Genomic DNA, 25,047 nt, shown 5'->3' on the forward strand with positions numbered 1-25,047 from the left:
GATGCGCACCTCCACGACGACGGCCCTTGCAGCCGCCGCACTACTGGTGAGCCTTGCCGCCTGCACGTCCGGGGCACCCGAGCCGCGCGCCCGGACCGACCGTGGCCCGGCGGGGTCGGACGGTCCGCTGGCCGCGGAAGCCAAGGACCCGGATCGCACCGGTCCGGCGGCCCCTGTCGACGGTGCCACGGAGGGCGGCACCCTGACCGTCTACCTCCCGGTCGCGCCGGGCCCCGACACCCTCGACCCCTCGGGCGCGTGGTCCGCCCCCGGCAACGCGATCCAGGGCTCGCTCGTGAGCCGCTCACTCACCCAGTACGCCACCGGTGCCGACGGCCGGCCCGTGCTGGTGCCCGACCTCGCCACCGACCTCGGCAGGCCCAACTCCGACTTCACCGAGTGGACCTTCACCATCCGCGACGACGCGACCTGGGAGGACGGCAGCCGGGTGACCGCCGAGGAGGTCGCGTTCGGGATCTGCCGCTCGCTCGACACGGACGTCTTCCCGGCCGGCCCGGGGGCCGAGTACTCCACGCACTTCTTCGACGTCACCGGCTACGCCGGTCCCTACACGGGCGACGACCCGCGGTGCGAGGACTGGGACGGCATCTCGGTCGACGGCCAGGACGTCACCATCGAGATGGCCGTCCCGTTCCCCGACATGGACTACTACGCAGCCGTCATGGCCATGGGCCCGGCGCCGCTGGGCGACGCCTCCGACCCGACGCGCTACGCGCAGCGACCCAAGGCGACCGGCCCCTACGAGGTGGAGAGCTGGATCCCGGGCGAGGAGCTCGTCCTGGTGCGCAACGAGGCGTGGGACCCCGCCTCCGACCCCGCCCGCCACGCCTACGCCGACGGGTTCGTGTTCAGGTTCAGCCAGGACCAGGCCAAGGTCGACGAGATCATCCTCTCGGGCAACGACGCCGGCCGGACGGCGCTGTCGACCTCGTTGGGCGTCGGCCGCTACCTCGAGGCCGCCGACGACCTCGGAGACCGGCTGGTGCACCAGCAGTCCCAGTGCGTCGGCACGATCACCCCGGACTACCGCAAGATCACCGACATCCGGGTGCGGAAGGCGCTCGCCTACGCCTACCCCTACGAGGACGTCTGGATCGCGGGCGGCGAGGTCCCCGACGTGACGCGGGTGCCGGCGGGGTCGCTCATGCCGCCCGGGATGGCCGGCCGGGAGGACGTCCAGGTCGACGGCGAGCAGATCACCTACGACCCAGCGCGCTCACGCGAGCTCCTGGCCGACGCCGGCCACGCCGACGAGCCCTACCCGATCACCATGGCCTACAACCAGACCGATCCGCGCGCCAGCGCGATGCAGGAGCAGGTCGTGAAGGGGCTCGAGGCAGGTGGCTTCGAGGTGCGCAGCATCCCGGTCCAGCAGTCCATCTACAGCGTCTGGCTCGACCCCGACAACGAGGTCAACCAGGCCCTCAACCTCCGCGGGGTGCTCTGGTGCCCGCCGTGGCCGGCGGGGTCGGCGCTGCTGCCTCCGCTGCTGGCGAAGGACGCCCCCTTCAACACCGCGCACTTCGACGAGCCCTCGGTCGACGCCGAGATGGACGCCATCGCCCGCCTGCCGATCGAGCAGCAGGCCGCCGCGTGGGGCGCGCTCGACGAGCGGATCCTCGACGACTACTTCCCGATCATCCCGGTCGGCTACCTCAACCAGCTCTTCACGTTCGGCGACCGCGTCGGCAACCCCGGCGGCGACGGTGCGTCGGGCGCCCCCAACTACAAGGACCTCTTCGTCGTGCAGTGACCCGGACGGCTTATAGGGTGTCCCGGTGATGACGGAGCAGGAGTGGCTGCAGGCGTGGCTGGTCGCAGCCGGCGTGGTGGCCCTCGCCGCGCTCGCGCTGGCGCTGCTCGCCCGCCGTCGTGCCCGCCGGGCCGAGACGGCCCTCGCCTCGCTCGCCGAGCGCCTCGCCGTGCTCGAGTCACCGGCCACTGCGGCTGCCTCGCCCGTCGCTGCCGACGTCGCGACGACGTACGTCATCACGGGGCTCGGGTCCGACGACGAGCCCGCGGCGACCGCGCCGCTCGCCCGCCCGATCGACGGCCGCCTCTTCGCCGACATCGTGGCTCGCGAGACCGTCGTCAAGGCGGCGTCGTGGTCGCACGGCCTGCGTCGCGCGCTGTCGCCGGAGAGCCGCAACCGGATCCGCTTCCATGTGCGCCAGGAGACCAAGCAAGCCGGTCGCGAGCGTCGCGCCGAGATGAAGCAGGCGCTGCGCGAGTTCCGTGCCCGCGAGCGCGACGGCGTACGGCCCGTGTCGGAGGACGTCGCCTGATGGGTCGACCACTCTGGTTCGTCGCCGGGGCAGGGGTCGGGGTGTACGCCGCCGCCCGCGCCCGTCGCGCCGCCGAGTCCCTCACCGCCGACGGCCTGCGTGACCGCCTCCGCGGCTGGCAGGCCGGTGCCCGGCTCTTCGCCGACGAGGTCCACCAGGGCCGGACCGAGCGTGAAACCGAGTTGCGCGAGCAGCTGGGCCTCCGGCCTCATGGAGCTCCGGAGCTGACCACCCCGAGCGCCTCCCACAGCACCGCCCCGAGCACCGCCCCGAGCACCGAGATGAAGGACCTGCACTGATGGACACCGCCGAGATCCGCCGCCGCTTCCTCGCGCACTTCGAGGCCGCCGGACACGCCGTGGTGCCCTCCGCCTCGCTGCTCGCGGACGACCCGAACCTGCTGTTCGTCAACGCCGGCATGGTGCCCTTCAAGCCCTACTTCCTCGGCCAGGAGACGCCGCCCTTCGACCGCGCCACCAGCGTGCAGAAGTGCATCCGCACGCCCGACATCGAGGACGTCGGCAAGACCACGCGCCACGGCACGTTCTTCGAGATGTGCGGCAACTTCTCCTTCGGCGACTACTTCAAGGAAGGCGCCATCGAGCTGGCGTGGACCCTCATCACCAAGCCGATCGAGGACGGCGGCTTCGGCCTCGACCAGGACCGGCTCTACCCCTCGGTGCTCGCCGGCGACGACGAGGCGATCGAGCTCTGGATGAAGGTCACCGGCCTGCCGCGCGAGCGCATCGTCCAGCTCGGCAAGAAGGAGAACTACTGGTCGATGGGCGTGCCCGGCCCGGGTGGCCCGTGCTCGGAGATCCTCTACGACCGCGGCCCCGACTTCGGTCCCGACTTCGACCCGACCACCCTGGGTCCGGACATGCCGTTCGAGCTCGAGGACCGGCTCCTGGAGATCTGGAACCTGGTCTTCATGCAGGACGACCTCAGCGCCGTCCGCTCCAAGTCAGACTTCGACATCGCCGGCTCGCTGCCCAAGAAGAACATCGACACCGGCATGGGCCTCGATCGCGTCGCCCTGCTGCTGCAGGGCAAGAAGAACATGTACGAGATCGACGTCATGTACGGCGTGATCGCCAAGGCCGAGGAGATGACCGGCAAGGCGTACGGCGCCGACGCGGACGACGACGTCCGCTTCCGAGTCATCGCCGACCACGTGCGCTCCTCGATGATGCTCATCGGTGACGGTGTCACGCCCGGCAACGACGGCCGCGGCTACGTCCTGCGCCGGCTGCTGCGCCGCGCGGTCCGCTCGATGCGCCTGCTGGGCTGCGAGGACCGGGTGCTGCCCGAGCTGATGCCGGTCTCGCGTGACGTGATGGGCCAGACCTACGACAACCTCCTCACCGACTGGGCGCGCATCTCGCAGGTCGCCTTCGCCGAGGAGGACGCCTTCCGCAAGACGCTCCAGGCCGGCACCCAGATCTTCGACACGGCCGCCTCCGAGGTGAAGCAGTCGGGCGGCTCGACGCTGTCCGGTGAGCGCGCCTTCGCCCTCCACGACACCTACGGCTTCCCGATCGACCTCACGCTCGAGATGGCCGCCGAGGCCGGTCTCTCCGTCGACGAGCAGGGCTTCCGTGGCCTGATGGCCGAGCAGCGCGAGCGCGCCAAGGCCGACGCCCGCGCCAAGAAGGGCGCCCACGGCGACACCGCGGTCTACCGCGGGATCTTCGACGAGCACGGACCCACCGAGTGGCTCGCCTACGAGACCCTCGAGACCGAGTCGCGCCCGCTGGCGCTGCTCAGCGGCGGCGCCTCCGTCCCGCGCCTGGCGCAGGGTGAGATCGGCGAGCTCGTCCTCGACCGCACTCCGTTCTACGCCGAGTCGGGCGGCCAGGTCGCCGACGCCGGCACGATCATCTTCGACGGTGGCCTGCTCGAGGTCATCGACGTGCAGCGACCGGTGAAGGGTCTCGTCGTCCACCAGGTCCGGGTGCTCGACGGCGAGCTCCACGCGGGCCGCCAGGTGCACGCGCGCGTCGACCCCGAGTGGCGCATCGGCGCCCGCCAGGCCCACTCCGGCACCCACGTGGTGCACGCCGCGCTCCGCGAGGTGCTCGGCCCGACCGCGCTGCAGTCCGGCTCCTACAACCGTCCGGGCTACCTCCGCCTCGACTTCGGCTGGACCCAGGCGCTGAGCCCCGAGCAGGTCCGCCAGATCGAGCTCGTCTCCCAGCAGGCGCTGCGCGCCGACCTGGCCGTGGCCTGGGACTACATGACCCTCGACCAGGCCAAGGACTGGGGAGCCATCGCGCTCTTCGGCGAGACCTACGACAACACCAAGGTCCGCGTCGTGGAGATCGGCGGTCCGTGGTCGCGCGAGCTCTGCGGTGGCACGCACGTCGACCACTCGTCGCAGATCGGCACCGTCGTGGTCACCGGCGAGACGAGCGTGGGCTCGGGCAACCGCCGCATCGAGGCGCTCACCGGCGTCGAGGGCTTCGGCTACCTCGCCCGCGAGCGCGACGTCGTGTCGCAGCTGACGACCCTGCTCAAGACCCAGCCCGACGACATCGTCGATCGCGTGCAGGGCCTGACCGAGCGCCTGCGCGCCGCCGAGAAGGAGCTGGAGAGGGCCCGCCTCGCCCAGCTGCTGGGCGCCAGCGCGGACCTCGCGGCCGGCGCGACTCAGGTCGGCCAGGTCAAGGTGGTGGCCCACCGTGCCGACGGCGCTGCCGGCGGCGACGTACGCAACCTGGCGATGGACGTGCGCGGCCGGCTGCCGCAGGGCGAGCCGGGCGTCGTCGTGATCATCGGCGACGCCGACGGCAAGGTGTCCGTGGTCGCCGCGACCAACGACGAGGCGCGCTCGCGTGGACTGTCCGCCGGCGAGCTCGTCAAGGCCGTCGGCCCGCTGCTCGGCGGGAGGGGCGGCGGCAAGGACGACGTCGCCCAGGGCGGCGGCAGCGACGCCTCGCGCATCGACGAGGCCCTCGCGCTGGTGGCCTCCGAGGTCGGCCGAGTCGCGGGCCAGGGCTGACGGCGTGCGGTTCGGGGTGCGGCTCGGCATCGACCCGGGTGATGCCCGGATCGGTGTCGCGAGCAGCGACCCCACCGGCTTCCTCGCGACCCCGGTCGAGACGGTGCGGCGCGGCAGGGGCGACGTACGACGTCTCGCGCAGCTCGTCACCGAGCTCGAGGTCGTCGAGGTCGTGGTCGGCCTGCCGAAGTCCCTCAACGGGTCGGAGGGTCCGGCCGCGGAGAAGGCACGCGACCTCGCCGGCCGGCTCGCGCGTCGAGTTGCCCCCACGCCCGTCAGAATGTGTGATGAACGACTGACCACGGTCTCGGCCGAGTCGATCCTGCGCGAGCAGGGCCGGCACGGATCGAAGCGACGCGCCGTGGTCGACCAGGCAGCCGCGGTGCTGATCCTGCAGACTGCGCTCGACACGGAGCGGTCCAGCGGGCAGGCACCGGGAGAGATCGTCGAGGTGACGGAGACACATGAGTGAGCACGAGGCCCAGCCCGGTCAGGCGGGGACTGGCGAGACGGATGCCGAGCGTGACTACGACTACGTCCCCGGCGGCAAGCGACGCAAGGGCCGCGGCGGCAAGGGCTGCCTCGCCGTCATCGTGGCGCTCGCCGTCCTGGCCGGCGGCTTCTACTTCGCGCTGACCAAGGGCGTCTCGATCCTCGCCGACCAGTTCCAGGGGCCGGACGACTATCCCGGACCCGGCACCGGCTCGGTCGAGTTCACCGTCAACGAGGGCGACACGGTCGCCCAGATGGGCCGCAACCTCAAGGAGCAGGGCGTCACCAAGTCCGTGCAGGCGTTCATCGACGCCGCCGCGGGTGAGCCCGACTCCAGTGGCATCCAGGTCGGCGACTACGAGCTCCAGGAGCAGATGAAGGCCTCCGACGCGCTCGAGGTGCTCATCGACCCGGCCAACCTCATCAGCTTCCCGACCGTCACCATCCCGGAGGGCCTGCGGCTCACCGAGATCGTCTCGACGCTCGCGAAGAACACCAAGTTCTCCGAGGGGCAGTTCACCAAGGCGCTCGGCCAGCCCGCCAAGCTCGGCCTGCCCGACTACGCCAACGGCAACGCCGAGGGCTACCTCTTCCCCGCCACCTACGAGATCAAGCCGGGCATGAAGCCGGTCGCGATCCTCAAGGCCATGGTGACCCGCTGGCAGCAGGCCGCTGACGCGGCCGGGCTCGAGGAGAAGGCCGCCGCGCTGGGCCACACGCCGGGTGAGCTGATGATCATCGCCTCGCTGATCCAGGCCGAGGGCCGCGGCTCCGACATGCCCAAGATCTCGCGGGTGATCTACAACCGCCTCGACGGTCCCGGCGACAAGGGCGGCACCAACGGCACGCTCGGCATCGACGCCGCGATCGCCTACGGCCTGGGCCTCTCGCCGGGCTCGACGGAGCTCACGCCCGACCAGCTGGCCGAGGACACCCCCTACAACACCCGGATCAACGCCGGGCTGCCCCCGACGCCGATCGAGGCGGCGGGCGACGACGCGATCGCCGCGGCGGCCAACCCGGCCGAGGGCAACTGGTACTACTACGTCACGGTCGACCTCTCGACCGGCGAGACCAAGTTCTACGAGACCTACGACGGGTTCCTCGAGGGCCGCGACGAGTACAAGACCTACTGCGAGACCTCCGACCGATGCTGAGCGCCCTGCGGTGAGCGGCGGGCGGCGCTGTGGGGTTCTCGGCGACCCCATCGCGCACTCGCTGTCCCCGGTCCTGCACCGCGCCGGCTACGCCGCGCTCGGGCTCGACTGGGCCTACGACGCCCACCGGGTGCCGTCGGGTGGGCTCGGGGACTTCCTCGCCGGCCTCGACGACACCTGGCGCGGGCTGTCGTTGACGATGCCGCTCAAGCGCGAGGTCGTGCCACTCGTCGACCGGCTGACCGACCGCGCCCGGCTCGCCGGTGCGGTCAACACGCTGCTGCTCGAGGAGTCGGGGGAGCGGGTCGGCGACAACACCGACCTGCCCGGCGCCGCCGCCGCGATCCGGGAGCGTACGACGATGCCGCTGTCGTCGGCCGCGATCCTGGGCGGCGGCGCGACCGCCGGCTCGGTCGGGCTGGCGCTGGCCGCCCTCGGGGTGACCTCGATGGACGTCCTGGTGCGTGAGGAGTCCCGCGCGAGGGAGACGGTCGACGTGCTCCGGTCGCACCCGGCGGGAGTCGTCGTACGGACCGCGCGGCTGGACGCGGCCGAGGCGATCGCCGCCGACGTGGTCGTGTCGACGATCCCGGCGACCGCGCAGACCGACGCGCTCGTGGCGCGCTGCGCGGACGTGCCCGTGGTGTTCGAGGCCCTCTACGACCCTTGGCCGACACCTCTCGCAGCCTCGGTCCCGGAGGACGGCGACCGGGTCCTGGTCAGCGGTCTCGACCTGCTCGTCCACCAGGCGGCGCTCCAGCTCGAGCTGTTCACGGGCCTCGAGGCGCCGCTCGACGCGATGCGCGAGGCCGGTCGCGCTGCTCTGGCCGCGCGGAGCCGGGCGTGAGCGACACCCTCCTGGCCGTCGTGCTGGGCGCGGTCGTCGCCGGGCTGGGCGGGCTGCTCGTCCCGACGCTGGTCGGTCGGCTCCCGGAGCCCGATCCCGTGCCGGAGGAGAAGCGCGTGGAGGAGGAGCCGGAGAAGGTCCCGTACGTCGACCTGGCGGCGCGCCCCGGCCTGGCGTGGCGCAGCGCCGTGGTCGCCGCGCTCGCCGGCGGCCTGCTCGGGTGGGCCTTCGGGCTGGACTGGCCGCTGCTCTGGCTCGTGCCGCTCACCCCCGTGGCCGTGGCGCTCGCCGTCGTCGACTGGCACACCCGGCTGCTGCCCAGGGTCGTCGTCGTGCCCGCGACGCTGGCGGCGATCGCGCTCGTGGTGGTGGTCGGCCTCGCGACCGGGGAGCGCGAGGCGGTCGTCCGCGCCCTGGTGGCGATGGTCGTGTCGCGGTCCTTCTTCTGGGTGCTGTGGTTCCTCCGCTCGGCGGGGATGGGGTTCGGCGACGTGCGGCTCGCGGCGCCGGTCGGCCTGGTCCTCGGCTGGACCGGGTGGGACGCGCTCCTCCTCGGGCTGTGGATCGGCTTCGTGGCCTTCGTCGTCCCGGCCGTGGGGCTCGTCGTCGCGCGTCGCGACCGGTCCCTGCTCAAGAAGTCGTTCCCCTTCGGGCCGTTCATGCTCGTCGGGGCGCTCGTGGGTCTCGTCTGGGGGACTGCGCTCGCTGGCAGCACCTGGGGCTGAGAGACTTCAGCCATGCTCCGATGGCTCACTGCAGGCGAGTCCCACGGTCCCTCGTTGGTCGCGATCCTCGAGGGGCTGCCCGCCCATGTCCGCGTCACGACCGACGACCTCGCCGACTCACTGGCCCGGCGCCGGCTCGGCTACGGCCGCGGCGCGCGGATGAAGTTCGAGCAGGACCAGGTCCGCGTGCTCGGCGGGGTCCGCCACGGCGAGACCCAGGGCGGCCCGGTCGCCATCGAGGTCGGCAACACCGAGTGGCCGAAGTGGGAGAAGGTCATGTCGGCCGACCCCGTCGACCCGGTGGAGCTCGAGGCGCTCGCGCGCAACGCCAAGCTGACCCGGCCGCGGCCCGGCCACGCGGACCTCGTGGGCATGCAGAAGTACGACTTCGACGAGGCGCGCCCGATCCTCGAGCGGGCCTCGGCCCGTGAGACCGCCGCGCGCGTGGCCCTCGGTCGCGTCGCCTCCAACTTCCTCGAGCAGGCAGTCGGCGCGCGCATCGTCTCGCACGTCGTCGCGCTCGGTGGCGTCAAGGCGCCCGCGGGCGTCGTACCCGGTCCGGACGACGTCGAGCGGCTCGACGCCGACGAGGTCCGGTGCCTCGACCCCGAGACGAGCGCCGCGATGGTGGCGCGGATCGACCAGGCCCACAAGGACGGCGACACCCTCGGCGGGGTCGTCGAGGTCGTCGTCCACGGCCTGCCGCCGGGCCTCGGGTCGCACGTGCACTGGGACCGGCGGCTCGACGCGAAGCTGGCCGAGGCGCTCATGGGGATCCAGGCCATCAAGGGCGTCGAGGTCGGCGACGGCTTCGAGCTCGCCGACACGCCCGGATCGCTGGCGCACGACGAGATCGTGTCGACCGACGAGGGGCTGCGGCGCACGTCCGGTCGCTCGGGCGGCACCGAGGGCGGCATGTCGACCGGCGAGGTCCTCCGGGTCCGCGCCGCGATGAAGCCGATCGCGACCGTGCCCAAGGCGCTGCGCACCGTCGACGTCTCGACCGGCGAGGCGACCGTCGCGCACCACCAGCGCTCCGACGTCTGCGCGGTCCCGGCCGCCGGCATCGTCGCCGAGGCGATGGTCGCCCTGGTGCTCGCCAACGCCGTGGTCGAGAAGTTCGGCGGCGACTCCGTGCAGGAGACGCGCCGCAACGCCCAGTCCTACCTCGACACCCTCCGGTTCCGTTGATGCCTCCTCGCGTCGTGCTCGTCGGTGCGATGGGCGCCGGCAAGACCACCGTCGCCGAGCTCCTGGGAGAGGCATGGGGCGTCGCGGTTCGCGACACCGACCACGACATCGTGGCCAGCACCGGGCGCGAGATCTCCGACATCTTCGTCGAGTCGGGCGAGGACGTCTTCCGCGACCTCGAGGCCGCCGCGGTCGCAACGGCGCTCGCCGAGCACGACGGAGTCCTCGCCCTCGGTGGGGGAGCCGTCCTCCGGCCGGAGACGCGCGAGCTGCTCGCCGACGCCCGGGTCGTCTTCCTGCGCGTCGGGCTCACCGACGCGGTGAAGCGGGTCGGCCTCGGCACCGGCCGACCCCTCCTCCTGGGCAACGTCCGCGCCCGCATCAAGGCGCTGCTCGACGAGCGCTCGTCGATCTACGAGTCGGTCGCCACGCACGTCGTCGAGACCGACGGCCGCACGCCCGACGAGGTCGCGGCGGCGATCCGGGAGCTGGTGGCATGAGCACCGACACCGTCATCCACGTCGGCGGGGCCGCGCCCTACGACGTCGTCGTCGGCCACGACCTCGCCGGGCGCCTGCCCGGGATCCTCGGCGAGTCCGTGGAGCGCGTCGCGGTGCTGTACGCCGGCACGCTCGGCGCGCTGGCCGACCCGATCGTCGACATCCTGGTCGAGCACTACGACGTGCTGGCGCTCGGGCTCCCCGAGGGCGAGCGCGCCAAGACCGCCCCCGTCGCCGCCGACTGCTGGGAGGCGCTCGGCGAGGCCGGCTTCACCCGCTCCGACGCCGTCGTCACCATCGGCGGCGGGGCGAGCACCGACCTCGGTGGCTTCGTGGCCGCGACCTGGCTCCGCGGCGTCCGTGTCGTGCACGTGCCCACCACCGTCCTCGCCATGGTCGACGCCGCCGTCGGCGGGAAGACCGGCATCAACACCGGTGCCGGCAAGAACCTCGTCGGCTCCTTCCACGAGCCCGCGGGCGTGCTGTGCGACCTCTCGCTGCTCGACACGCTGCCACGCGAGGAGCTGGTCGCCGGGCTGGGCGAGGTCGTGAAGTGCGGCTTCATCGCCGACCCGGCGATCCTCGACCTCGTCGAGCGCACCGACCCCGCCGCGCTGACCGCCGGGTCGGCCGAGCTGCGCGAGCTCGTCGAGCGGGCGATCCGGGTGAAGGTCGACGTCGTCGTCGACGACCTCAGGGAGACCGGCGGCCGCGACGGCCACCCGGGCCGTGAGGTGCTCAACTACGGTCACACCCTCGCCCACGCGATCGAGCGCACCAGCGACTACTCCGTCCGCCACGGCGAGGCGGTCGCGATCGGGTGCGTGTACGTCGCCGAGCTGGCCGCGCGCGCCGGCTCGCTCGACCCCGCCCTCGTCGAGCGGCACCGCGCCGCCTTCGCCCGCGTGGGGCTGCCGACGACGTACGACGGCTCCTTCGACGACCTCCTCGATGCGATGAGGGTCGACAAGAAGGCGCGCGGCTCGCAGCTGCGGTTCGTCGTGCTCGACGACGTGGCCGCCCCGCGGATCCTCGCCGGGCCGTCCGAGGACGACCTGCGGGCGGCCTACGCCGCGCTAGCCTCCGACGGGTGACCGACTCCTCGTCCGACACCTCGACCGACACCTCGACCGACACCTCGTCGGATCCCGACGTCCAGGTCTCCGGTTCCGGCGGCACCATGACCCGGCTGGTGGGTGAGGCGCAGCCGCGGGAGGTCGACCTCTCGCCGCTGGCGCCGTTGCGCCAGGCCGAGGGGGACGGCCCGTGGTCGGCGGCGGGGACCGCTCCGTTCCTCCCCGTGGGTGCCGTCGTCCAGTGGCGCTACGGACGCAGGTGCGACCCGATGCGGGTCGTCCGGGACGACGAGCGTGGTCTGGTCGCGTGGCTGGCCGCGGACACCGAGATCCTCGCGACGGCCCCCGAGGACGGACGCGCGCTCCGGGACCTGCCCCTGGCCGAGAGGTTCACCGGGACGCGGGTCCCGACGATCGGTGCGTGGTTCGGTGGCGGCGTGCTCCGCATCGCGCCGACGGACCGGCCGTGGTCGGTGTGGCTGTTCTGGGAGGACGGCGAGCTCGATGGCCACTACGTGAACCTCGAGCTCCCGCACCGGCGGCACGGCGAGGAGACCAACACCCGCGACCTGGTCCTCGACCTCTGGCTCGACTCCTCCGGTGAGGCGTGGTTGAAGGACGCGGACGAGCTCACGGCCGCGGAGTCGACCGGCGTCTACACCGCGGCCCAGGCCGACGAGGTCCGTGCGATCGCGGAGTGGGCACGCGCGGAGCTGGTCGAGGGCCGCGCCTGGCCCCTCGACGAGGAGTGGCTGACGTGGCGGCCGCCGGCGGACTGGTCGACCCCGCCGCTCCCGGACACCCCGCTGGTCCGGGAGGCCCGGCGCACTACCCTTCCCGGGTGAAGGTCCTCGTCCTCAACGGCCCCAACCTCGGCCGCCTCGGTCGCCGGCAGCCGGAGATCTACGGCCACACCACCCATGCCGAGCTCGCGCACCAGTGCGTCGAGTGGGGCGCCGACCTCGGGCTCGAGGTCGAGGTGCGCCAGACCAACCACGAGGGCGAGCTCCTCGACTGGCTCAACACCTCCGCCGACGACGGCACCCCGGTCGTGCTCAATGCGGGCGCGTGGACGCACTACTCGCTGGCCCTCTGGGATGCGTGCGCCCAGCTCACCGCCCCGCTGGTCGAGGTGCACATCTCCGACCCGAAGCAGCGCGCCGAGGAGTTCCGCCACACCTCCGTCGTCGAGCCCCACGCTGCGGTGACGATCGCCGGGCAGGGGATCGACGGCTACCGCCAGGCGCTGGAGCACCTCGCGCGCGTCTGACACGATCGGGCGCATGGACGCCGGCCGGACACCCGTGGAGCTGAGTGCACTCGCGATCAACGTGGCCATCCCGGAGGACCTGCGATGGCGCGACACGCGTCGCGACGAGGAGTTCGAGCTCCAGTCGCTGACCATCCGGATGCTGCCCGACGGGTCGCTGGCAGCGAAGGCCTACGGGAGGCCGGTCGCCGGCGGGCGCGGGGCGTACACCTCCTTCCCGGTCCCGGACCGTCCCGAGCTCGACGCCCTCGTGGCCGCGGCCGCCGCCGAGGCCGCACGCCGCTGGTCCTCCCACACGTGAGGCACGTGGCGGGCTGACTCGACGGCCTGTGCTTGGATCGCGGGATGCTGCCGTTCCGCCAGGTCGACGTCTTCAGCTCCGAGCCCTGGCTCGGCAACCCGCTCGCGGTGGTCCACGACGCCGACGGCGTCACCGACGATCAGATGGCGCACTTCGCGAGGTGGACCAACCTCTCGGAGACCACGTTCCTCTGCGCACCCACCGACCCCGCGGCCGACTACCGCGTCCGGATCTGGACGACGGCCGGCGAGCTCCCGTTCGCCGGCCACCCGACGATCGGCAGCGCGCACGCGTGGCTGGAGGCCGGGGGAGTCCCGCAGGGAGACGTGGTCGTGCAGGAGTGCGGTGCGGGGCTCGTCGACGTACGCCGCTCGCCGCGGCTCGGCTTCTCCGCACCCCCACTGCGTCGGTCCGGGCCCGTCGAGGCGGAGCTGCGGGCGCGGATCGTCCACGCGCTCGGGATCGGTGACGCGGAGGTCGACGACATGGCCTGGATCGACAACGGTCCCGGCTGGGTCGGCGTCGACCTCGGGACCGCCCGGGCCGTGCTCGACGTCGTGCCCGACATCGCGGCCTTCACCGACCTCAAGGTGACCGTCGTGGGGCGCCACAAGGCGGCGAGGGCCGCCGAGCTGGACGCGGACGTCGAGGTGAGGGCGTTCTTCGCCGACGGACGTGACTTCGCCGAGGACCCCGTCACCGGCAGCGCCAACGCCGGGCTCGCCCAGTGGCTGGTCGGCACCGGCGCGCTGCCGTCGTCGTACACCTCCCGGCAGGGGAGCGCGATCGGCCGCGAGGGCCGGGTGCGGATCGAGGCCGACGGTGACCGCGTGTGGGTCTCCGGCGACGCGGTCACCCGCATCGCCGGCGAGGTCGACCTCTAGAGCGCCCGCTCGCGGACGTTGTCGTCCTCCCACGCGTCGCCGATGTGGAACCGCTTGGTGCCGACGACCTCGAAGCCGTGCCGTGCGTAGAACGCGTTGGCCCGGCCGTTCTCCTCGCTGACGCCGAGCCAGGCGCCTCGGGCGCTGCTCGCCCGGGCCGCCTCGAGCGTGGCCGACATCAGCTGCGCCGCGACCCCGGAGCCGTGGTGGTCGGGGTGCACGTAGAACCGCTCCAGCGCGATGGTCGGCCGCAGCGTGATCGCGTCCTGCACGTCGGGGTCGTCCGGCTCGCCGCCGATCAGCATCGTGTAGCCGATCGGGTCCTTGCTGGGCGCCGGCTCGGCCAGCAGCACGACGTGTGCGGGGTGCGCGAGCTGTCGGCGGAAGGTGGCCGGGTCGAGCCGGGTGGCGATGTGGGTCGCGAGGAACTCCTCGGACGTCTCCGGCGTGCAGGCGAGCGGGAAGGTCAGCGCTGCGAGCCGCGACAGGCCATCGGCGTCGTCCTGGTGGGCACGGCGGACGGTCACGGTCATGCGGACAAGCCTAGGGACAGAGATCGGTAGGACTACGGATGTGGCGCGGGCCCGGTGGCGACGAGACTCGGACCGGACGCTGACAGGGCGTCGGATCGACGAGACGGGTCATGAGGAGGGCAGCGCGATGATGGTGCGCGACGGTGCAGTGGGGGCTGGCAGCGGAAGCCGGGTGCCGACCTCGGTCATGAGCATCAGCAGGGCCGATCGGCGTGCGGCCGCACGGGGGCGCGCCGCGCTCGAGTACGGCGCCCACGCGGAGGCCGCGCTCGACGTCATCGAGCTGCTCGAGCTCGCGTGGCACGACGCCTACGGCGAGGTCCTCCCGCCCGCGCAGCTCGTCGACGACCTCTGGTGCGTGGCCGGCGGAGACCTCGCACGACTCGTCTCGTCCGCCCGGCTGGCCGTCACGGACTGGAGCGACCTGCGCATGGTCGCCGACCGGCTCCGGGCGGACCGGTAGCGCCGTGGCCCGCCCCGACGCTGTCCCGGCTGGAGCCCGGGCGTCCGGCCCGCCGGAGGAGGCAGCCGTGCCGCGCACGCTCGTCCGGAGCACGCACGCCGACGAGCTCGAGGCCCAGGTGCAGCGTGCGACGTGCTGCACGGCCCGGTCCCGCTGCCGCCGGTGCCGCAGCAAGCTGGCCGCCGTCCGGGCCTGGCGCCACGACGCGCTCGTGCACTCCCTCTCGAGCTCCCTCGCCAGGGCGAGGTCGCGCAGGCCCGCCTGGTGAGGGTTGCCGGTCACGTGGGGTGACCGGAGATGTCGAGCAGTCGCGGGGCAACCACCGTGGTCAGCCGGCCCCGCGACTGTTCGGCCGTCCGGCCTTTGGCGTCCGGACCAGGGTCAGCCAGGGTCAGAGGGTGTCGAGCCAGGCGTCGATCGGGACGTCGCCGTCGCCGAAGACGAGCGTCTGGCGCAGCGACCGGGGGTCGTCGAGGACCGCGAGCGCGACCTGGGCGACGAGCTCGCGCGAGGTGGTGTCGCCGTCGTTGAAGCCCGCCTCCGGGTTGACCGAGCCGGTCCCCGGCTCGAGGGTCAGCGTGCCCGGGCCGAGGATCGTCCACTGCAGCTCGGTCGTGCGCAGGTGCTCGTCGGCGGCGATCTTCGCGTCCTGGTAGTGCCGGAACGGGTTGTCCTCGGGCACCAGCGCGTCGTCGGAGGCGCCGGAGAACGACACCATCACGTAGCGCCCGACTCCCGCGGCGGCCGCCGCGTCCATCGAGCGGATCGCGGCGTCGCGGTCCACGGCGTAGGTGCGCTCCGGGTCGCCACCACCGGCGCCCGCGGACCAGACGACGGCCTCCTGGCCCTCGAGCAGCGCCCGGAGGCCGTCCGCATCGGCGTCCTCGACCGAGGACACCAGCGCGGTCGCGCCGGTCGCCTCGATGTCGCCGACGTGGTCGGGATTGCGGATCACGGAGGTGACCTCGTGCCCCGCCTCGACCAGCATCGGAGCCAGGATGAGCGCGATCTTGCCGTGTCCGCCGAAAATGGTGACTCGCATGTGTGCCACCGTAGCCCGGTGCAGTCCTCGACCCACGCGGTGACCATGGGTGGGACGGAGGTCCGCAACGAGTACGTCGCCGACCACGAGGCACAGGCCGAGCATTTCATGGCTCTCGTCACGCGCGACTAGACTCATCTGTCGGCGCCGGGCCCACGAGCCCCGCCACATTCTTTGACATCACGAACAGCGACGAAGGCGGGCAGCGACACATGGCAAGCACCAACGACCTCAAGAACGGCATGGTCCTGCGCATCGAGGGTCAGCTCTGGGCCGTCGTCGAGTTCCAGCACGTCAAGCCCGGCAAGGGTCCGGCCTTCGTGCGCACCAAGCTCCGCAACGTCGAGTCGGGCAAGAACGTCGACAAGACCTTCAACGCCGGCACCAAGGTCGAGACGGCCAACGTCGACAAGCGCACCATGCAGTACCTCTACAACGACGGCACGTCCTACGTCTTCATGGACACCAGCACCTACGAGCAGCTCGAGGTCTCCCCGGAGGTCGTGGGCGACGCGAAGAACTTCATGCTGGAGAACCAGGAGGCGATCGTCGCCACCAACGACGGCCGCGTGCTCTTCATCGAGCTCCCCGCCTCCGTCGAGCTCCTCGTCGCCGAGACCGAGCCGGGCCTGCAGGGCGACCGCTCCACCGGTGGCACCAAGCCCGCCACCCTCGAGACCGGGCACACCATCCAGGTGCCGCTCTTCATCACCACCGGCGAGAAACTCAAGGTCGACACCCGCGACTCGTCCTACCTCGGCCGCGTCAAGGCCTGACGCCAGGTGGCTGCCCGTTCGAAGGCGCGCAAGCGCGCGCTGGACATCCTGTTCGCCTCCGAGCTCCGCTCCGAGGACCCCGTCGTCGCGCTCGACCGCGCCATCGAGGCGGGTGAGGGCCCGACCAACGACTACACCGGCACGCTGGTGCGCGGCGTGGTCGAGCACCAGGAGCGCATCGACGAGGTGCTCACCACCTACAGCAAGGGCTGGACGCTCAGCCGGATGCCCGCGGTCGACCGCAACGTGCTCCGCATCGGCGTCTACGAGCTGCTGTGGGGCGACTCCGACGTCCCGGAGACCGTCGCGGTGAGCGAGGCGCTGCACCTGGTGCAGGACCTGTCCACCGACGACTCGCCGGCCTTCGTCAACGGGCTGCTCGGCTCCATCCAGCGCGACCGCGCCTCGCTCGTCTGACCCCACCCCGACGGGTCACCCGGCTCGCCCGCGGACGCCACTTCGGCCTAGGTTGGCTGCATGACTGATGCCGGCAGGACTGCGGAGAAGAAGGCCGAGCAGGCTCACGACAGTGACTGGCTCGACCACGCGATCCGCGCCGGCCTGGTGGCGTACGGCGTCGTGCACCTCCTGGTCGCCTGGCTGGCCATCCAGCTCGCGCTCGGGGAGAAGCAGGACCAGGCGTCGAACGCCGGCGCGCTGCACTACCTCGCCGAGCAGCCCATGGGCGGCGTGCTCGTCTGGCTGATCGCCGTCGGCATGTTCCTGCTCGTGCTGTGGCGGCTGCTCGAGGCCGCCCTCGGCTACCCGGAGGAGAGCGACGACAAGAAGCGCTGGCTCAAGCGCGGCAGCTCGCTCGCCAAGGCGGTCATCTACGGCGCGCTCGGCTGGAGCGCCGTGCAGACGGCCACCGGCAGCGGTTCGGGCGGCGGCACCGACTCGACCACCGCCAAGCTGATGGACCTGCCCGGGGGCCAGGTGATCGTCGTCCTCGTCGGGCTCGGGACCATCGGCTACGGAGGATCCCTCGTCTACCGCGGTTGGACCGAGAAGTTCCGCGAGCACCTCGACGCGCAGGGGCAGGCCGGCAAGGACGGGTCCGCCTACGTCCTGGCCGGGAAGGTTGGCTACATCGCCAAGGGCGTCGCGATCGCCCTCGTCGGTGGGCTGTTCCTCTACGCCGGCATCACCCACGAGGCCAAGAAGTCGGGCGGCCTCGACCAGGCGCTCCAGCGCGTGCTCGACGTCCCCTTCGGGCAGGTGCTGCTCATCGCGATTGGCATCGGCATCGCCGGCTACGGCGTGTTCTGCTTCGCGCGGGCCAAGCACCTCTCGCGCTGAGGGCTCCGTCGCGGGTGGCTCAGCGCCGGGTCGGTACGCCGCCGGCGACCGCCAGTGCCGACGTGACCATGTGGTCACGCACCTGCTCGCCGGTGATCCGGCTGATCCGCGGGACGCCGGGAGCCTCCTCGGAGACCAGCATCGCCACGCGGCCGAGCTGGAGGGTGCCGAGCCCGCTGGCGTAGAGCATGTTGGCGAGCAGGCCGGGGTCCTCGACGTGGAACTCGCCCTTCTCGACGCCGGACTCGATCGTGTGCGTGAGCACCGACAGGCAGCCGCTGATGGCCTGCCCGAGGCGGTACATCGCGCTCTCGCTCACCTCCTCGAGCAGGTTGTCCCCGGGTCGACGCATGATCGACTGGGCGCAGTCGACGAACGCGGGGTGCGCCAGGCCGTAGTCGACGAACGCCTCGACGAGCCGCTCCAGCTGGAGGGCCGGTTCGTCGGTGGTCCGGGCCGCCTCGGACAGGGCGACCCGGAGCTCGTCGAGGTACTGCACCAGAGTGAGGCTGAAGAGCTCCTCCTTGCCGGTGAAGTGGCGGTAGATGATCGCCCGGTTGATCCCGACGGCCCGGGCGATGTCCTCGATCTGCGCGTCGCGGACGCCGCGCTCGTCGAAGAGCCGTCGGGTCGCGGAGATGATCTCGGCCTCGCGGAGCCGCCGTCGGGCGGCCGCCGTGCCTCCGCGGGCGCGACCGGTCGTGGGCGACGGCTCGGTGCTCATGGCGGCCAGTCTAGGGAGACTGCGCCGTGGAACGCCTAGACCAGGTCCTTGCGCAGGTGGACGTCGGCGATGCCGGCGCCGTTGTCGAGGTAGGTCTGACGAGCGCCGGCGTCGTGGCCGTAGACACGCAGGTGCACGTCGCGGACGCCGATCTCGTGGACGTGACGACGCAGCGCGCCCAGGAAGGACGGCGTGAGCCGCTGGCCGCGGTGCTCGGGGAACAGGTCGATCGTGTTGCCGAAGAAGTCAAGGGTGCCGTCGCGCTCGACCAGCGTCGCCCAGGCACGGCCGACCGCCACGCCGTCGACCGTGCCCGTCATCAGCAGCTCGTCCGCGGGCGGGGGGTCCTCGGTCAGTCGGCCGAGGCGCGCCTCCAGCTCGTCGAGCCGCGAGGTCTCGGGGTCGGCGACCCCGGCTCGCGCCATGCCGGCGCGCAGCTGCGCGCCGACCTCGGCGACGAACTGCACGCGCTCGTCCGCACTCATCGGGCGTACGGCGACCCGGCGGTCCTCCTGCAGCTCCGGCGCCGACCCCGGGTCGAGCCGCTTGCCGATGGTCGTCATCGTCGCCCGGAAGCCGGCCTCGCCGAAGACGCGCGCCAGCTCCGGCGCCACGGCGGTGGTCAGCACGGTCGCACCCCGGGCGCGCACGTAGGCCTCGAGGGCTGCGATCAGGGTGGACCAGTGGGCGCCGGCGTCGGCGGGGAGGGTCGTCTGCAGCACCCGCACCGTGCAGCGCGGTCGGCCCGCGTCGGTGGCGTGCTCCAGGAGCGCGCCACCGACCTGCACCTCGTCGACCGTCAGCGTGACGGCCTCCTGGTGCGCACCCTCGGACGTCTCGGGCAGGGGCCTGGCCGTCCGCCAGGCCTCCAGCTCGGCCGTCGGCATCGGTTGGATGCGGGCGGTGCTCACCTGAGCCGGAGCACCTTCGAGGTGAAGGCCTTGAAGGTGGGGTTCGGGACGAGGCGCACGCGGTAGCGGGTCACCTTCTCGCCGTTGAGGTCGTCCACGGTGAGCGAGGCGCGACCCTTCTCGTCGAGGTCGACACCCCTGAGGACGCGCCAGAACCCGCCTGCGGTCCGGACGTGGATCCGGACCCGGGCCCCAGCAGCCGTCCGTGGGCCGCGGACGCGCAGCTTGTCGGAGCCGTTCCTCGCGTCCGACCCGGTGAGCCTCAGCTCGATCACCGACTTGCCCGGGGTGGCCGTCGGCGTCGGCGTCGGGGTCGGGGTGGGCGTCGGGGTGGGTGTCGGGGTGACACCTGCCGGTCCGGCGGCGAAGTCGGCGGTGGCGTCGAGCACGTCTCCGAGCCCACGCGCGGTCACCTCCAGCGTGCCGCCGGTCTCGGCGGGGTTGCCGGTCTCGACGACGTCAGCGACGGTCACGGCGAAGGTGCCGTTGGCAGCCGTGGTGGTGGCTCCGCCCAGGGCACGCTGGCCGTCGAGGACCAGCGCGGCGTCCGCGGAAGTCCCGGGGGCCTGCTCGACGCCGGGGGTGTAGGCCAGGTCGATCGCGCGGCCGGGCAGCGGCTTGCCCCCGACGGTGAGCGAGCCGTCGTAGGTGATCTGGCCGCCTGACGTCCCCGTGCCCGCGAGGGGCGTGAGGCCGAGCACCGCGTCACCGGCGGTGAAGGTCGTGGAGCGGTCGAGCTGCTCCTCACGCCGCGTGAAGCCGAACGCCAGGGTGTACTCGCCGTCCTGACCGGCCGGGTCGAAGTCCACGACAGCCCTGCCGTCGGCGTCGACGACGACCGTTTCGCGCTCGAGCGCAGCGTCATCGCTCGGGTGGACCTCGTAGTCGAGGCTCACCTCCTGCTCGCCGGACCAGGGCCTGCCGAACTGGTCGAGGACCTGCAGAGCGATGTCGCCGTCGGCGTACTCGCGGTCGTCGAAGACGGTGCCGTCCGCGAAGACCGGCTCGATGCTGGTCGCGACGGCCTCGTAGGCCGGAGTCGTGATCTCGCCCGTCTGGCGGTCGACATCGGGGTCGAACGGGTCGTTGTCGGTGGTGTTCACGTAGTAGCCGGGGGAGACCGACTCGTAGGGCACGGTGTCGCTGACCTGGCCCGAGGAGTCGGTGTAGCCGACGACGGTGTCGTCGGAGGAACGACGCACCTCCGCGCCGGGCACCGGGTAGGCGGACTGGTCACGAACCGTGAGCGTGAGGACGGCGCCGTCGCGGCCGGGGGAGAAGCTGGAGACGATCTGCGCGATGGCCTGGGCGCGGAGCTGCACGGGTGCGACGGCGTCGGAGTCCCGTTCGGCGCGCACGGCCACGACGTCCCCGGCGCCAGCGTCGAACGGGGTGATGTCCAGGACGCCCCTGAACGCACCGCCGTCGACGAAGACGGGGGTCGTGGAGGGGCCGCCTGACACCTTCAGCGAGGCCGGGCTCACCGCGGCGGCGATGGTGCCGACGAAGCTGCCGGCCTGGGGGTTCCACGCCGACAGCTCGACGGTTCCGTCGGTCGCGGACGTCGTGCCGGTCACCGTCAGGAGATCCCTGTCCTTGCCGGAATCCGCGTAGGGCTGGGCGAAGAAGGAGCCGTTCGAGGTGGACACGGGGAACGGCGAGAAGGTGCCGAGGCCGAGCGAGACGGCTTCGACGGGCGAGTCGTCGCCGGTGACGACCACGTTGTTCCGCGTGGAGTACGTCGTGGTGGCGGGCGTCGTGTCGGTGGCAGCCACGGTCGCCACCGCGCGCACCGCCACGGTGGAGCCGACCACGCTGGAAGCATCCCACTCCGCGATGGCATAGGCCCCGGACTGGGAGCTGAAGCCCAGGCCCTCCTCGACCTGGGTCCAGCCGGCACTGTCGTTGCCGGCCGCGGGATCGGTGTTGTACTCGAAGCCGATCGTCGCGCCCAGGTCCAGCCGCTCCGCGGTGAGGGTCACGGTGCGGCCGAACGGCGCGTCGGCGTCGAGCCGGACGGACGCGATGCCGTCCTGCACGCTCAGCAGCCGGACGCCGGCGCCGTCCGCGGCGTTGGCCGGGACCGTGGCCCCGAGTCCCGTGATCACGAGCGCGCTGACCGCGCTGACTGCCAGTCCCTGTCCGAGCCTGCCGAGCTGCATCTTCGTCCTCTGCTGTCCGGCGCGCCCGTGTCTCCACTGACCGGACGAGCCTCGGCGAGAGTAGGTGGGCGGCGTTGCGTGCGCTGGCCTTCGGCAGATCCTTGAGGTCCTCCTGAAGGTTCAGAGCCTGACGTCCCTCCTCAGGGGTGGGCGGTCGCGCTCCCGTTCCTCATCCGGCGAGGTGGTCGCGCACGGCCTCGATCGTGTCGGCCTCGGCTGCCGACTTGTCGTCGCGGTAGCGGATCACCCGGGCGAACCTCAGAGCGACGCCGCCGGGATAGCGGGTCGAGCGCTGGAGTCCGTCGAAGGCGATCTCGACGACCTGCTCCGGACGCACGTGCACGACGTAGGAGCTGCGGTCGACGGGTGACGTCGCCAGATCGGTGAAGCGCTCGGTCTGCCAGGCGAGGATCTCGTCGGTCATCCCCTTGAAGGTCTTGCCGAGCATCACGTAGCCGGTCGCGGACGACTCGTCGCGGGCGCCGAGGTGGATGTTGGAGAGCCAGCCCTCCCGGCGGCCGGAGCCCCACTCCACGGCGAGGACGACGAGGTCGAGGGTGTGGACCGGCTTCACCTTGACCCATGCCGCGCCGCGGCGGCCGGCGGCGTAGGGCGCGGCCAGGTCCTTGAGCACGACACCCTCGTGGCCGGCGGCGACGGTCTCGGTCGCGAACGCGTCCGCGGCCGCGGCGTCGGAGGTGACGAGACGGTGCACCCGGTGCTGCTCGGGGACGAGCGCGTCGAGCGCCGCGAGCCGCTCGTGCCCGGGGGAGTCGAGCAGGTCGCGGCCGTCGACGTGGAGCAGGTCGAAGAAGTGGGGCGTGATCGCGACTCCGGCGTCCTGGGCGGTGCGGCTCGCGGTGTCCTGGAAGGCCATCGGCCGGCCGTCGTCGGACAGGGCGAGCGCCTCGCCGTCGAGGACGAACCGCTCGGCGGGCAGCGATCGGGCGACCTCCACGACCTCCGGGAGGCGGCCGGTGATGTCGTCGAGGGAGCGGGTCACGACCAGCACGTCGTCGCCGTCGCGGTGGACCTGGATCCGGATGCCGTCGAGCTTGGCGTCGACCGCGACCTCCGTCGTGCCGTCGGACGACAGGCCGGCCATCGCCGACGCCACGTCGGGCGCGCTGGAGGCGAGCATCGGCATGATCGGCCGCCCGACCTCGAGCCCGATCCCGGCGAGCGCCTCCTCACCCGCGAACGCCGCCCCGGCGGCCGCGACCGTGGAGCCCGCGAGCATCGCTGCGCGTCGTACGGCAGCCACGGGCACGTCGGCCACCACGGCGACCGCCTCCTGGGTCACCGCGTCGAGCGCGCCCTGCCGCAGGTTGCCGGTGACGACCGCGCGCAGCCACCCCTGCTCGGCCTCGGTGGCGCGCCCGAAGAGGTCGTCGACCGCGTTCTTGCGCGCGCCCTGCGAGCCGGCGCCCGACAGCCGCGACATCGCCTCGAAGGCCTCGTGGACCTCGAGGACGTCGAGCGCCGGCTCGTCGGCGGGCGCTGGGAGGTCGCTGACGCCACGCCAGCCCAGGCCCGTACGCCGTTGGCGCAGCGCACCGCCGAGGTAGGACACGACGACGTCGAGCTCGGCGGGCTCGACGCGGCCGAGCAGGTCCGCGAGCAGGGCGACCTTGGCCTTGCGGGACCGTGTGGCGGCGACCTCCTCGGAGGTCGCGACGAGCTCGGCGAGCAGCATGACCCCATCCTGCCGCCCTGCACCGACAGCCGCCGCCCCCGAACGGGCAGGATGGGCCACGTGAGCAACACCTCGGCAGCCGCCTCCCTCTACGTTCCGCGCTTCAACGTGATGGATCCCGACGCCGTCCGCCCCTTCGTCGAGTCGGTGGCGACGGCCCAGCTGGTGACGGTGGGGGAGGACGGCGTACCGGACGCGACGTTCCTCCCGGTGCTGTGGGAGGACGACCGGCTCGTCGGCCACCTGGCCCGCGCCAACGCGCACTGGCGGCGCATCGTCGACGGCTCGCCCGCATTGGCGATCGTGACGGGACCCGATGCGTACATCTCCCCGTCCTGGTATGCCACCAAGGCCGAGCACGGCAAGGTCGTGCCCACGTGGAACTACTCCGTCGTGCACCTGCGCGGCCGCGTCTGCGTCCACGACGACGCCGGGTGGGTGCGGGGGCTGGTGACGCGGCTGACCGACCGCCACGAGTCCCCTCGCGACGAGCCGTGGGCGGTCTCCGACGCGCCGGCCGACTACATCGAGAAGAACCTGCGCCCGATCGTCGGCGTCTCGCTCCTGGTCGAGTCGGTCGAGGCGAAGGCCAAGCTCAGCCAGAACCGTTCGGACGAGGACCGGTCCGGTGTCGCGTCCGGGCTGGCCGACGACGGGCGCGACCCGTCCTCCCTGGTGATCTCGTGACGACCGGCCGGGTCCGCGAGCGCTTCACCGGTCGCATCGCCGGCGTCGGCAGCACGTCCGGCGTCCGGATCGTCGTCGGCCGCTGGGACTCATCGCCCTGGGGCGCCTTCGCCGACGTGATGGTCGAGGACGCCTCTGGCCACCGCGTGCTGCTCGCGCCGACCGAGCGGGTGCGCGAGTTCGTGTCGTCGACCTACTCCTTCGACTCCGAGGTGATCGAGCCGGTCTCCGTCACCGACACGTCGTCGGGCTGGCAGGTGTCGACCCCGTCGCTCTCGCTCCGCCTGGAGGTCGGCGGCCGTACGCCGCTGGGCGCGGCCCTCGGCCTCGTACCGGCCCGCGTCGCGACGTCGCCCGCCTGGTGCGGTGCGATCGACCCGGTCGCGCGTGTCGTGATGCGCGGGGTGCGGACCCGCGGGACCGCCGGTGGTGACCGTCGGGAGTGGTACGGCGCCACCTCGATGTCCGCGGTCACGGCGATCTCCGGCTCGTGGCGGGGCGCGTCGCTCGGCGAGCTCGCCCCCGTCGACCCGCCCTGCCAGTTCGGCTTCTCCTCGACCCCGCGCCGGCCGTCCGTCACGAGCGTGGTGACGACCATCGAGCGCCCGGCGTAGCGTCACGCGCCTCGGTCGGGCGTTGTCGGGCACCGGACCCTCCCAGCCGCCGCTGGTTGAGCAGCGAGCGCCAGCGAGCGTGTCGAAACCCCGGCCCGGCCGCCGTTGGTTGAGGAGGTCGCGCAGCGACCGTCTCGAAACCCGACTGTCGGTGCCCGCGGCTAGGGTCGGAGGCAGTTTCGAGCCAGCGTGCTCGGGTCCTCCAGCTAGCCGATCTCCGGCCGTACACACCTCAGACACAGACCCCGTTCCTTGTCGTCGACCGCGCCCCGAAGGCGTGGAGAGGTCCGTGTCCTGTGAGTGCCGCCCCCTCTGAGCGTTCCGAGAGCCAGGCCGCGTCATGGCGCGCGCCCGGCGTCGACGCCCACTCGTCGCCGCTGGTCACGGTGC

Annotated in this window: 28 protein-coding genes; 22 read left to right on the forward strand and 6 right to left on the reverse strand. The window is 72.6% G+C overall.

The features are described from left to right. Position 1 precedes the first annotated feature (1 nt). Genes EUA93_RS15640 through EUA93_RS15710 form a run of 15 tightly spaced genes read left to right on the forward strand, consistent with a single transcriptional unit; the run spans position 2 to position 13,750 of the window. Positions 2-1,774: an ABC transporter substrate-binding protein gene (locus EUA93_RS15640; RefSeq protein WP_129400973.1), complete on the forward strand. Its 1,773-nt coding sequence runs from the start codon at positions 2-4 to the stop codon at positions 1,772-1,774. Between the two features lie 28 nt (positions 1,775-1,802). Then, a complete protein-coding gene (locus tag EUA93_RS15645; RefSeq protein ID WP_129400974.1) occupies positions 1,803-2,306 on the forward strand; it encodes a hypothetical protein in 504 nt (167 codons plus the stop codon). Continuing rightward, entirely contained in the window at positions 2,306-2,605 is a 300-nt protein-coding gene (locus EUA93_RS15650; protein ID WP_129400975.1) for a DUF6167 family protein, read from the forward strand. The genes EUA93_RS15645 and EUA93_RS15650 overlap by 1 nt, the downstream gene beginning before the upstream one ends. Next, positions 2,605-5,307 (forward strand): alanine--tRNA ligase, encoded by a 2,703-nt coding sequence (alaS, locus tag EUA93_RS15655; protein WP_129400976.1) that lies wholly within the window; start codon positions 2,605-2,607, stop codon positions 5,305-5,307. The genes EUA93_RS15650 and alaS overlap by 1 nt, the downstream gene beginning before the upstream one ends. A gap of 4 nt (positions 5,308-5,311) precedes the next feature. Further along, positions 5,312-5,779 carry a Holliday junction resolvase RuvX gene (gene ruvX / locus EUA93_RS15660; protein WP_129400977.1) on the forward strand — a complete coding sequence of 156 codons (468 nt, stop codon included), beginning with the start codon at positions 5,312-5,314 and terminating at the stop codon, positions 5,777-5,779. Beyond that, entirely contained in the window at positions 5,772-6,956 is a 1,185-nt protein-coding gene (gene mltG, locus EUA93_RS15665) for an endolytic transglycosylase MltG (protein ID WP_129400978.1), read from the forward strand. Before ruvX ends, mltG begins: the two co-directional genes overlap by 8 nt. A gap of 10 nt (positions 6,957-6,966) precedes the next feature. Further along, a complete protein-coding gene (locus EUA93_RS15670; protein WP_129400979.1) occupies positions 6,967-7,803 on the forward strand; it encodes a shikimate dehydrogenase in 837 nt (278 codons plus the stop codon). Continuing rightward, a complete protein-coding gene (locus tag EUA93_RS15675) occupies positions 7,800-8,528 on the forward strand; it encodes a prepilin peptidase (protein ID WP_129400980.1) in 729 nt (242 codons plus the stop codon). Before EUA93_RS15670 ends, EUA93_RS15675 begins: the two co-directional genes overlap by 4 nt. Positions 8,529-8,540: 12 nt before the next feature. Next, on the forward strand, positions 8,541-9,719 hold the full coding sequence (gene aroC / locus EUA93_RS15680; protein WP_129400981.1) for a chorismate synthase: 1,179 nt from the start codon (positions 8,541-8,543) through the stop codon (positions 9,717-9,719). Beyond that, a complete protein-coding gene (locus EUA93_RS15685) occupies positions 9,719-10,219 on the forward strand; it encodes a shikimate kinase (RefSeq protein WP_129400982.1) in 501 nt (166 codons plus the stop codon). The genes aroC and EUA93_RS15685 overlap by 1 nt, the downstream gene beginning before the upstream one ends. Beyond that, positions 10,216-11,313, forward strand: a complete 1,098-nt coding sequence (aroB, locus tag EUA93_RS15690) for a 3-dehydroquinate synthase (RefSeq protein ID WP_129400983.1) — start codon at positions 10,216-10,218, stop codon at positions 11,311-11,313. The genes EUA93_RS15685 and aroB overlap by 4 nt, the downstream gene beginning before the upstream one ends. After that, positions 11,310-12,140 (forward strand): DUF402 domain-containing protein, encoded by an 831-nt coding sequence (locus EUA93_RS15695; RefSeq protein WP_129400984.1) that lies wholly within the window; start codon positions 11,310-11,312, stop codon positions 12,138-12,140. Before aroB ends, EUA93_RS15695 begins: the two co-directional genes overlap by 4 nt. Continuing rightward, positions 12,137-12,565 (forward strand): type II 3-dehydroquinate dehydratase, encoded by a 429-nt coding sequence (locus EUA93_RS15700; protein WP_129400985.1) that lies wholly within the window; start codon positions 12,137-12,139, stop codon positions 12,563-12,565. Before EUA93_RS15695 ends, EUA93_RS15700 begins: the two co-directional genes overlap by 4 nt. Before the next feature lie 13 nt (positions 12,566-12,578). After that, a complete protein-coding gene (locus EUA93_RS15705) occupies positions 12,579-12,866 on the forward strand; it encodes a hypothetical protein (RefSeq protein WP_129400986.1) in 288 nt (95 codons plus the stop codon). A gap of 44 nt (positions 12,867-12,910) precedes the next feature. Continuing rightward, positions 12,911-13,750, forward strand: a complete 840-nt coding sequence (locus tag EUA93_RS15710; RefSeq protein WP_129400987.1) for a PhzF family phenazine biosynthesis protein — start codon at positions 12,911-12,913, stop codon at positions 13,748-13,750. Here EUA93_RS15710 and EUA93_RS15715 read toward each other — a convergent pair. Next, on the reverse strand, positions 13,747-14,283 hold the full coding sequence (locus EUA93_RS15715; protein ID WP_129400988.1) for a GNAT family N-acetyltransferase: 537 nt from the start codon (positions 14,281-14,283) through the stop codon (positions 13,747-13,749). The genes EUA93_RS15710 and EUA93_RS15715 overlap by 4 nt on opposite strands. A 187-nt stretch (positions 14,284-14,470) precedes the next feature. Here EUA93_RS15715 and EUA93_RS15720 point away from each other — a divergent pair, with 187 nt between their 5' ends. Continuing rightward, entirely contained in the window at positions 14,471-14,746 is a 276-nt protein-coding gene (locus EUA93_RS15720; protein ID WP_129400989.1) for a hypothetical protein, read from the forward strand. 67 nt (positions 14,747-14,813) lie between these two features. Continuing rightward, complete coding sequence (locus EUA93_RS15725; protein WP_129400990.1) at positions 14,814-15,014, forward strand: hypothetical protein; 201 nt, start codon at positions 14,814-14,816, stop codon at positions 15,012-15,014. 123 nt (positions 15,015-15,137) lie between these two features. Here EUA93_RS15725 and EUA93_RS15730 read toward each other — a convergent pair whose 3' ends face one another. Beyond that, the gene (locus EUA93_RS15730) at positions 15,138-15,788 is read right to left on the reverse strand and encodes an SDR family oxidoreductase (protein ID WP_129400991.1); all 651 of its coding nucleotides are present in this window, start codon (positions 15,786-15,788) and stop codon (positions 15,138-15,140) included. 212 nt (positions 15,789-16,000) lie between these two features. Between EUA93_RS15730 and efp the strand changes: the two genes are divergently transcribed. From efp to EUA93_RS15745, 3 genes are read left to right on the forward strand one after another with little or no spacing between them, the layout of a single operon-like run. After that, the gene (efp, locus tag EUA93_RS15735) at positions 16,001-16,564 is read left to right on the forward strand and encodes an elongation factor P (protein ID WP_129400992.1); all 564 of its coding nucleotides are present in this window, start codon (positions 16,001-16,003) and stop codon (positions 16,562-16,564) included. Positions 16,565-16,570: 6 nt separating this feature from the next. Continuing rightward, positions 16,571-16,981: a transcription antitermination factor NusB gene (gene nusB, locus EUA93_RS15740; RefSeq protein ID WP_129400993.1), complete on the forward strand. Its 411-nt coding sequence runs from the start codon at positions 16,571-16,573 to the stop codon at positions 16,979-16,981. 60 nt (positions 16,982-17,041) lie between these two features. Then, positions 17,042-17,863, forward strand: a complete 822-nt coding sequence (locus EUA93_RS15745; RefSeq protein ID WP_129400994.1) for a DUF1206 domain-containing protein — start codon at positions 17,042-17,044, stop codon at positions 17,861-17,863. Positions 17,864-17,882: 19 nt separating this feature from the next. On the opposite strand, the gene EUA93_RS15750 is transcribed toward EUA93_RS15745, so the two are convergent. The 4 genes from EUA93_RS15750 to EUA93_RS15765 all read right to left on the reverse strand — a co-directional run bounded on the left by EUA93_RS15750 (position 17,883) and on the right by EUA93_RS15765 (position 23,356). Next, complete coding sequence (locus EUA93_RS15750) at positions 17,883-18,587, reverse strand: TetR/AcrR family transcriptional regulator (protein ID WP_129400995.1); 705 nt, start codon at positions 18,585-18,587, stop codon at positions 17,883-17,885. Between the two features lie 35 nt (positions 18,588-18,622). After that, entirely contained in the window at positions 18,623-19,498 is an 876-nt protein-coding gene (locus tag EUA93_RS15755; protein WP_129400996.1) for a hypothetical protein, read from the reverse strand. Then, positions 19,495-21,660: a hypothetical protein gene (locus EUA93_RS15760; RefSeq protein WP_129400997.1), complete on the reverse strand. Its 2,166-nt coding sequence runs from the start codon at positions 21,658-21,660 to the stop codon at positions 19,495-19,497. Before EUA93_RS15760 ends, EUA93_RS15755 begins: the two co-directional genes overlap by 4 nt. A gap of 169 nt (positions 21,661-21,829) precedes the next feature. Next, a complete protein-coding gene (locus EUA93_RS15765; protein WP_129400998.1) occupies positions 21,830-23,356 on the reverse strand; it encodes an ATP-dependent DNA ligase in 1,527 nt (508 codons plus the stop codon). A 60-nt stretch (positions 23,357-23,416) separates the two neighbouring features. Here EUA93_RS15765 and EUA93_RS15770 point away from each other — a divergent pair, with 60 nt between their 5' ends. Next, positions 23,417-24,043: an FMN-binding negative transcriptional regulator gene (locus tag EUA93_RS15770; protein WP_242497403.1), complete on the forward strand. Its 627-nt coding sequence runs from the start codon at positions 23,417-23,419 to the stop codon at positions 24,041-24,043. Then, positions 24,040-24,657: a hypothetical protein gene (locus EUA93_RS15775; protein ID WP_129401000.1), complete on the forward strand. Its 618-nt coding sequence runs from the start codon at positions 24,040-24,042 to the stop codon at positions 24,655-24,657. Before EUA93_RS15770 ends, EUA93_RS15775 begins: the two co-directional genes overlap by 4 nt. Positions 24,658-25,047 lie beyond the last annotated feature (390 nt).

It is taken from the genome of Nocardioides oleivorans, assembly GCF_004137255.1.
GTDB lineage: Bacteria > Actinomycetota > Actinomycetes > Propionibacteriales > Nocardioidaceae > Nocardioides > Nocardioides oleivorans.